Here is an 8,839-nt window from a genome sequence, read left to right on the forward strand (position 1 = left end):
CGGTGAAGAGCCACCCGTCCCGGACCTTCGCCGCCGTCGCCTCCTCGTTTCGCCAGTAGCCGAGGAACACCACGGGGTCGCCTTCCACGCGGACGCACACCTCACCGTCGACCACCCGCACGTCATGGCCGGGATAGGGCAATCCCATCGAACCGGGGCGCGCCTCCCACGCGGCGCAGTTGCCGACGAGAAGGTTCGCCTCGGTCTGCCCGTAGAACTCGTTGAGTCGGGCGCCGAGGCGCTCGCCGCACCACGCGGCAGTCTCGGCGCCGACCGTCTCGCCGCCGCTGGCCACCGTCCTCAGGGAGACGGGCGTGCCGGGGTCGTGGCTGCGCATCAGCCTGAGCGCGGTCGCCGGCATGAACACGTTCCGCACTCCGACGTGGGCCATCAGGTCGAACGCCCGCTCCGGATCGAACCTGCCGCCCCGGTGCGCCACGACGGCGATCCCGTGGCGGAGTGCGGGCATCAGCACGTCGTAGAGGCCGCCGATCCATGCCCAGTCCGCGGGCGTCCAGATCCGGTCGCCGTCCTGCGGGAAGAAGTCGTGCGAGAGCCCGAAGCCCGGCAGGTGCCCGGCGAGCACGCGATGCGCGTGCAGCGCCCCCTTCGGCGGGCCGGTTGTGCCCGAGGTGTAGACGAGCAGGGCCGGCGTGTCGGGCCTCGTCCGGACTGCCTCGAACCGCGGTGAGGCGTCGGCCAACAGCGAGGCCAGGTCGCGGTCGACGTCGACGAGCGGGACGTCGAGCCCGAGCCCCGCAATGCGGTCGAGCGGCTCGGCCTCGCCGAGCACGACTCGGACGTCGGCGTCGCGGAGCCGCGTCTCGAGACCGTCTGGCCCGAAGAGGACGCTGAGCGGCACCGCGATCGCACCCAGCTTGGCGGCCGCGACGTGGGCGACGGCCGTCTCGGGGCGTTGCGGGAGGATGATCCCGATGCGGTCGCCGGGCTCGACCCCGGCATGGCGGAGAGCGTTCGCGAGCCGGCTCGAGTCGTCCGAGAGCTCGCCGAACGTGACCGTGCGCGTGACCGCCCGCCCGTCGGTGACGAGGATCGCCGGGTCGTCTCGAGGCTGCAGGTCGGCCACCTCCACCCCGAGGTTGAGCGTCGGCGGAAGCTCCCAGCGAAACGAACGCCGGAGCTCGTCGTACGCGGCGGCGCTCAACGCGTCAGGCGCCCGCCCACAGGCGCTCGAGCGTCGCGAGGTAGATCCGCGCCGAGCGGGCGAGCTCCTCGATGGCGATCGACTCGACGTCCGCGTGCGCTCCCTCTCCGCGGGGGCCGTGGTAGACAGTCGGGATGCCCCCGACGGCCTGGAAGACGGCTCCGTCGGCAACGACCTTCATCCCGGTCGCCTCGAGCGGCTCACCCGTCACCTCCTCGTAGCCGCCGCGGAGCGCGACGGCGAGCGGGTGCTCGGGGTCGACGGAATAGGCGTCGCGCACGAGCTCGAGACGGACGTCGATCGTGCAGCCCGACTCCGCGGCGATCGGCGCGACGAGCTCGTCGTACTCCGCCTGTGCCGCACCGAGCGTGTTGCCCGGGGCCCAGCGCCGCGTCCCGACGAGTCGGCACGTCGCCGGGTGCCGGTTGTAGAAGTCGCCGCCGTGCACCTCGCCGAAGAAGTAGGTCTCCGCGCCGACCCACGGGTGCTCGGTCGCCGCGAGCTCCTCGTTCTGCTTCCGCACCGCCTCGATCACCCGCGCGGCGACGAGGATCGGGTTCGGCGTTCCGGCCGCGGTCTGCAGCTCGTGGGTCGGCATGCCGTCGCGCCGGATCTCGATTTCCACAGTCGCCTGTCCCATGTGCGCGGCGACGAGGCGATCGCCCGCCAGCTCGCAGACGATCGCGTAGTCGGCCGTGAATCCGTGCTCCCCGAGGAGCCACGTCAGGTCCTCTCCCCGCCCGCCCGGCGCCTCGTGGAGGCCGATCGCCACGACGACGAGCTCGCCGGGGAAGGAGCGGCCCGACTCGGCGACGACGCGTACCGCCTCGGTCGCCGCGGCGACGGGGCCCTTCATGTCGGCGCTCCCGCGGCCCCACACCCGCCCGCCCTCCACCCGCGGCGGTTCGTGCGGGATCGGCACGGTGTCGAGGTGGCCGTTGAGCACGATCGTCGGCCCGGGCTCACCGCCCCGCAGGCGGCCGACGACGATCGGGGTGGCGGGGAACGGGTCGTCGAGCAGCTCGACCTCGAGCCCGATCTCCTCCAGCCGCCGCGCGTACAGTCGGGCGACCTCGGCGGTGTCGCCCGTGGGGCTCTCGACCTCGACCAGCGCGAGGGTCAGGTCGCGGAGGCGATCCGCGTCAACGCCCATGCGCATCCCTCGCGACGCGAAGTCCGACATGCGCCTGCCGGCGCTCCGGCCTGCTCCAGCTGCGCATCGCACAGCGGGCCCATGGCAGCCCCGGGCTCGCGTACGAGCCGCCGCGGAGGATCCGCTCCCCGTCGCCCGTCTCGGTCGACGTCCACTCCCAGACGTTTCCCGCCATGTCCTCGAGACCGTACGGGCTTGCGCCGCTCGGATGTGCACCGACGGACGACGTGCCGCCCCACTTGAGGCCCGAGCCGATGGCGGCCCGGCTCGCGTCCTCCTCGTCGCCCCAGGGGAACCGCCGTCCGTCCGTACCGCGCGCGGCCTTTTCCCACTCCGCCTCGGTCGGCAGCCGTCCTCCCGCCCAGGCACAGAAGGCGGCGGCGTCGTGCCAGTCGACGAACGTGACGGGATGGTCGCCCGGGGCGGGCCAGTGCGGCGGCCGCTCGGCGCCACCGTCCCTGACGAAGTCCGCGTACTGCAGATTCGTGACGGGCGTGCGTCCGAGCTCGAAGGCATCGACGGAGACGACGTCGTGCTCGCTCTCCGGCTCGCGTCCGATCGGGTAGTCGCCGCCCGGGACGTCGACCCAGTCGAAGTCGCTCACGGGCTCGACCGCGACGACGCGGAAGCCGACGTACGGATCCTTGGCCGCCGGGTCGACCGGGAGGCGGTACGAGCAGCGGAGCTCGTCCGGCCCGCTCAGGTACGAGCCGCCGCGAACGGCGTCCCCACTCGTCCACTCCCAGACGTTTCCCGCCATGTCGAGCGCGCCGAAGGGCGATGCGCCTCCTGGATGCAGGCCTGCCTCCGACGGCGAGCCGATCCCCGCGGCGAACGTCGCCCGAGACTGGTCCGGCAGCTCGTCGCCCCACGGCCACAGACGGTCGTCGGCACCGCGCGCAGCGGCCTCCCACTCCTCCTCTGTCGGGAGGCGGACGCCCTCGCGCTCGCAGAAGGCCTCCGCCTCGGCGCGGGTGACGTACGTCACCGGCCGCCCGTCGCCCTCGCCGTGGAAGCGGCGGTTCGTCACCGGCACGCGGGAGACGCGGAATGCCGCGAGCGAGACGAGGCGCCGCGGACGCTCGTCCTCGTCCGGCGGGTACGCGTCGGCCGCGTCGTGCCCCATCGCGAACGGCCCGGCCGGCACGAGGACCCAGCCGCTCACGCCGGGATCACCGGCAGCACCACCTCTCCACCGAAGACCGTCTGCTCCGCGACCTCCATCCGCGTGTGGCGGCCGATCGGCTCGCCGGTGTTCGGGTTGCGGTCGAGCCGCGGGAAGTTCGAGGACGAGACGTCGACCCGGATGCGGTGCCCCGCGGCGAAGAGGTTCGATGTCGGCGGCAGCAGAATCGTGACCTCGACCTCCTCCCCCGGCTCCATCAGCTCCTCGCGCTCGAAGCCGTTTCGGTAGCGGCAGCGAATGATCGAGTCGCAGAGCAGCATGTCGTAGCCGTCCGGGTAGTCCTCGTTCGGCGGGTGGACGTCGACGAGCTTTGCGGTGAAGTCCGTGTCGGGCGCGCTCGACGCGACCCGCAGCCGCACCTCCACGCGCCCCGTCACCTCGAGCGGCTCCGCGAGCGGCTCGGAGGCGTAGACGAGCACGTCCGGGCGCTCCGAGAGGCGCGGATAGGGCTCACGGGAGGCGAAGAACTCGGGCGACTCCCGCTGGTCGGCCGGGCCGGGCGTGAGGACGTTCCGCAGGCGCAGGACCGGGTTGAGCAGCCGCGCCCACATCGGCTCCATGCCCGGCCCGTCCGCGGGAAGCTCGCCGACGGCGCAGTAGTTGCCGCCGATCGTCGGCACCGGATGCTCGGGGTCGTATCTGAACCGGCGCGCCTCGGTGCTCGCGGGTACGTCGGGCGACAACGAGCCGTCCCCGCCGAGGCGCCACGTCTCGTGCACGGTCCGCGCGAGCGGCCACTCCTGCTCGTCCCGCCAGCGCCCACCGTGGTCGAGCTTGCCGAGCTCCGTCTTCCGTCCGCTACCGCCGCCCATCACGAAGATCCGTACCGGCGGGTCGCCGAGCGACTCGCCGTCCTCGCGGAGGTAGGCGTCGAAGAACCGAAGCTGCTCCTCGAAGTACCGCTCCACGCCCCAGACCGAATCCGGGCCGAAGTCGACGTCGAGCGTCCATGTCGCGTCGCCGCGCATCCCGACGTGGCTCCACGGGCCGACGATCAGCCGTTGCGGCGTCTCGTTCTTCGCCGCCATCGCCGCGAAGTACTCCGTGTCGGAGTGCGGGAAGCCGTCGAACCAGCCGGTGGTGAACGTCCCGGGGACGTCGGCGTGCTGCGCGTAGTGCGCCGTGAAGTCGTTCGAGACCTGCGCCCAGTACTCGTCGTAGGCGCCGCGCGTCGTGTAGTCCTCGAGCGCCTGCTCGAGCGACGGCGTGTGACGGAGCGAGAGCTCGCCCTTCCGAAACGGGTACCGCCAGAAGAGGTCGCGCAGGTGCTCGAGGTCCTGCCAGACCTCGGCCTGCTTGTCCCAGTCGTCGCGGATGTCCTGCGCGTCCTGGGCGTGGATGAACAGCGCCCAGAACATGTGGAGCTGCATCGCCCCGCCCTCGCGCGACTGGTGCTGGAACGAGTTCGTCGGGACGACGTCGGGCCAGATCGCCGCAAGGTGAGGCGGACGCTCGAGCGCGGCCCGTACCTGCGTGATGCCCGCGTACGACGAGCCCACCATGCCGACGCGGCCGTTCGACCACGGCTGGGCGGCGATCCACTCGATGGTGTCGTAGCCGTCCTCGCCCTGCTGCGGCGTGACCGTGTGCTGGTAGTCGCCCGTCCCGTCGCTCCCGTAACGGTCACGCAGGTCCTGGAGGCAGACGGCAAAGCCATGGCGGACGAAGAAGTCGGCGATCTCCGTGTACCGCTTGTCCGTGCGGTCGTACGGCGTGCGACAGAGGATCGTCGGGAACCGCCCCTCGACCCAGTCGCCGTTTCGCGCCGGGCGGTACACATCGGTCGCGAGCTCGATCCCGTCGCGCGTCCGCACCCGGACGTCCTTCGCGAGCACGATCCCGTACCTCACGTCCCCTCCCTCTCGACGATCAGGTGTGCGTGCTCGTCCGCGTGCACCGTGTAGCCCGGGTGGACGACGGTCGTCGAATCGAGCTCCTCGACGACGACCGGGCCCGAGAGCCTCGCCCCGGCCGGGAGCGCGTCGCGTCCGTAGATCGGGCAGTCGACGAAGCCGTGGGCCTCGGCGAAGTACACGGGGCGTGTCTCCTTGGCGTCCGGGGCCGTTCCGCTCGCGAGCGTCCGCGGAGGCGGCTTCGCGATGCGGCCGACGCTCGTGAGTCGGACGCTGACGATCTCGACCGGCTCGGCCGGCGCGGCGAAGCCGTAGACGCGCTCGTGGTGTGCATGAAAGCGTTCGACCAGGTCGCCGCCGGCAGGGATCGCCAGCTCGTAGCTCTGCCCGACGTAGCGCATGTCGAGCGCGCGGACGAACTCGACCCGGTCGCGGGACAGGCCTTCGGCGACGAGCTCGTCCGCCCCGACCCGCTCGAGCTGCTCGAACACCACGTCGAGCTCCGCCTGGCCGAGCTCTTCTGCGCGTCGCATGATCGTCGTGGCCGCGTCCCGCTTCAGGTCGGTGGTGAGGAGGCCGGTCGCCGAGAAGATCCCCGGGCTCGGCGGGACGAGCAGGCGCGGCATCTCGGCCTCGCGGGCGATCGCGTTCGCGTGCACGGGCCCTGCGCCGCCGAACGCGACGAGCACGAAGTCCCGCGGGTCGTGGCCCCTTTGGACGGAGATGAGGTGCAGCGCGTTCACCATCGCCGCATTCGCGATCTCGACGATCCCGTAGGCGGCCTCGGTGACGGAGAGACCGAGCGGGGTCGCCAGCCGCTCGTCGATCGCGGCACGCGCCGCATCGACGTCCAGGCCCATCTCGCCCCCGAGGAAGTAGGCGGGGTTCAACCGCCCGAGGACGACGTTGGCGTCGGTGACGGTCGGCTCCGTGCCGCCTCGTCCGTAACAGACCGGTCCCGGGTCGGCGCCCGCGCTCTGCGGCCCGACGCGGAGCAGCCCACCCGAGTCGACCCATGCGATGGATCCGCCTCCGGCACCGATCTCGACGAGGTCGACGACGGGCGTGCGCACGGGATATCCCGAGAGCGACATGCGGCCGATTCCCGCGCCCGCGTGGCCCCCGACGTTGTAGTCCTTCGTCACCGACGGCTCGCCGTCCTGGATGAGGCCGACCTTGGCGGTCGTGCCGCCCATGTCGAAGGAGAGGATGTCCGGGATGCCGACCGACGCACCGAGGTGCGCCGACGCGATGACGCCCGCCGCCGGGCCGGACTCGACCATGTAGACCGGCTTGCGGGCGGCGGCCGCGGAGCCGAAGACGCCGCCGCTCGACTGCATGACGAGCAGCTTCGCCTCCACGCCCGCCTCGGCGAGGCGGGTCTCGATCCGGCCGAGGTAGCGCTCGACGACCGGGCGGACGACCGCGTTGATCACGGTCGTGGAGGCGCGCAGGTACTCGCGGAACTCGGGCGCGACGTCTGACGAGAGCGAGACCGGAACGCCCGGCAGCTCCTCGGCGAGGATCTCGCCGACCCGCCGCTCGTGCTCGGGGTTGACGTAGGAGTGGAGGAGGCAGACGGCGACCGACTCCACATCCTCGCGGCCGAGCACCGCTGCGGCCTCCCGAACCGACGCGTCGTCGAGCTCGACGAGCACCTCGCCCGCCGGACCGAGCCGCTCGCGGACGGCCACCGCACGATCGCGCGGAACGAGCGGCGGCGTCTTCGTGAACTGCGTGTCGTAGAGCGTCGGCCGCACCTGACGCGCGATCTCGAGCAGATCGCGAAAGCCCTCCGTCGTGACGAACCCGCTCCGGGCGATCTTGCCCTCGATGATGGCGTTCGTCGCGACGGTTGTCGCGTGGACGACGAAGCTGACCTGCGCGGCGTCGCGCTGGCCTAGTGCCCGCTCGAATGCGCGCATGAAGCCCTCCGACGGATCGGCGGGCGTCGTCAACACCTTCGCGATGGTCGCCACGCCGCTCTCCTCGTCGACGAGCGTCGCGTCCGTGAACGTCCCGCCGATGTCGATCGCGACTCTCGTGCTCCGGCTCATGCGCGCAGCACCTCCGTGGCTGCATGGTCGATGCCCCCGTCGGCGACCGCGACGCCGTACACCTCGCGCGCGCGCTCGGGGCTCACCTTCCCCTCGAGCACGTCGCGCAGCACCAGCTCGGGCTCGCGCGCCCGCGGTGGCCCGTAGCCGCCGCCTCCACACGTGCGGATACTGACCACGTCGCCCGGCGCGAGGTCGAGCGTCGTCTTCGACGACAGGCGCGTCTCGACGCCGTCTCGGACGTGGACGTACTCGGCGCGCAGGCCCTCGTTGCCGCCGTCGACGCCCCACGGGCCGCTCCGGTCGCGGTCGGCGAGGATCGTGAACGTCGTGTGGAGGTCGAAGCGGAAGTCCTTCCGCAGCCCGAGCCCACCCCGCCGACGGCCGGCGCCGTCGCTGTCCTCGACGAGCGCGAGCCGGTCGATCCGCACCGGATAGTTGAGCTCCGTCTCCTCCACCGGCGCGTTCTCCGTGTTCTGGCCGTGCGTCTGCACGGCGTCCGGCCCGTCGCTCGCGAACCGGCCGCCGTAGCCGCCGGCGAACGTCTCGTAGAAGCAGACGTACGTGCCGGCCTCCACGTCGAGCGCGCCGAACCCGGCCTGGCACATCATCGCCTTCGTCCCGGCCGGCAGCCGCTCGGGGAACGCGGGCAAGAGCGCACGGAAGAGCACGTCGACCAGGCGCGTCTGCGTCTCCCAGCCGCCGACCACCGGTGCCGGCCAGGTGCAGTTCGTCACGGTCCCCTCGGGCGCTGCGACGTCGAGGAGACGGTAGAAGCCGTCGTTCACCGGCAGGTCGGGGTCGATCAGGCACTTGAGCACGTACGCGCACGCGGAGAGCGTCATCGCGTAGGTGGAGTTGACCGGCGCACGGCGTTGCGGATCCGAGCCCGTCGTGTCGAAGCGGACGCCGCCGGGGCCGATCTCGACCCGTCCGCGGAGGCGGACAGGCTCGTCCGTGTAGCCGTCGTTGTCGACGAAGCCCTCGGCCTCGTAGATGCCCTCGGGCAGCTGCGCGAGCTCGGCCCTCGCGCGCCGCTCGGTGTAGTCGAGCAGCTCCGCCATCGTCGCCCGCACGGGGTCGAGGCCGTGCCGATCGACGAGTGCCTGGACGCGGCGGACACCGGTCGCGTTTGCGGCGATCTGCGCGCGGAAGTCCCCTGCGGTCTCGTACGTCGAGCGGATCTGCGCGACGACGAGCCTGAAGACGTCGTCGACGACACGCCCGCCTTCGACGAGCTTCACCGGAGGGATGATCACGCCCTCCTGGAAGACCTCGCGGAACGCCCCGATCGACGCGGGCGCGCCACCGCCCACGTCGACGTGGTGCGCGAGGTTCGCGACGTACCCGAGGAGCTCGCCCTCGCAGTGCACGGGTGAGATCAGCGACACGTCGTTCAGGTGGACGCCGCTCGGATGCGGATCG

6 protein-coding genes are annotated in these 8,839 nt (G+C 72.1%); all 6 read right to left on the reverse strand.

All coding sequences use genetic code 11. From position 1 onward, the window contains the following. The coding region (locus tag VNM44_RS04890) for an AMP-binding protein (RefSeq protein ID WP_325623253.1) at positions 1-1,165 on the reverse strand (1,165 nt) is incomplete at its 3' end. 4 nt (positions 1,166-1,169) lie between these two features. Beyond that, positions 1,170-2,318, reverse strand: coding sequence for a M20 family metallopeptidase (locus VNM44_RS04895; protein WP_325623255.1), 1,149 nt, complete (start codon positions 2,316-2,318; stop codon positions 1,170-1,172). Beyond that, positions 2,308-3,483 (reverse strand): formylglycine-generating enzyme family protein, encoded by a 1,176-nt coding sequence (locus VNM44_RS04900; protein WP_325623257.1) that lies wholly within the window; start codon positions 3,481-3,483, stop codon positions 2,308-2,310. The genes VNM44_RS04895 and VNM44_RS04900 overlap by 11 nt, the downstream gene beginning before the upstream one ends. Next, the gene (locus tag VNM44_RS04905; protein WP_325623259.1) at positions 3,480-5,354 is read right to left on the reverse strand and encodes a CocE/NonD family hydrolase; all 1,875 of its coding nucleotides are present in this window, start codon (positions 5,352-5,354) and stop codon (positions 3,480-3,482) included. Before VNM44_RS04905 ends, VNM44_RS04900 begins: the two co-directional genes overlap by 4 nt. Next, positions 5,351-7,414, reverse strand: coding sequence for a hydantoinase/oxoprolinase family protein (locus tag VNM44_RS04910; RefSeq protein WP_325623261.1), 2,064 nt, complete (start codon positions 7,412-7,414; stop codon positions 5,351-5,353). The genes VNM44_RS04905 and VNM44_RS04910 overlap by 4 nt, the downstream gene beginning before the upstream one ends. Beyond that, the coding region (locus tag VNM44_RS04915) for a hydantoinase B/oxoprolinase family protein (RefSeq protein WP_325623264.1) at positions 7,411-8,839 on the reverse strand (1,429 nt) is incomplete at its 5' end. The genes VNM44_RS04910 and VNM44_RS04915, both read right to left, overlap by 4 nt.

Source organism: Gaiella sp. (assembly GCF_035558935.1).
In the GTDB taxonomy this organism is placed as follows: Bacteria; Actinomycetota; Thermoleophilia; order Gaiellales; family Gaiellaceae; genus Gaiella.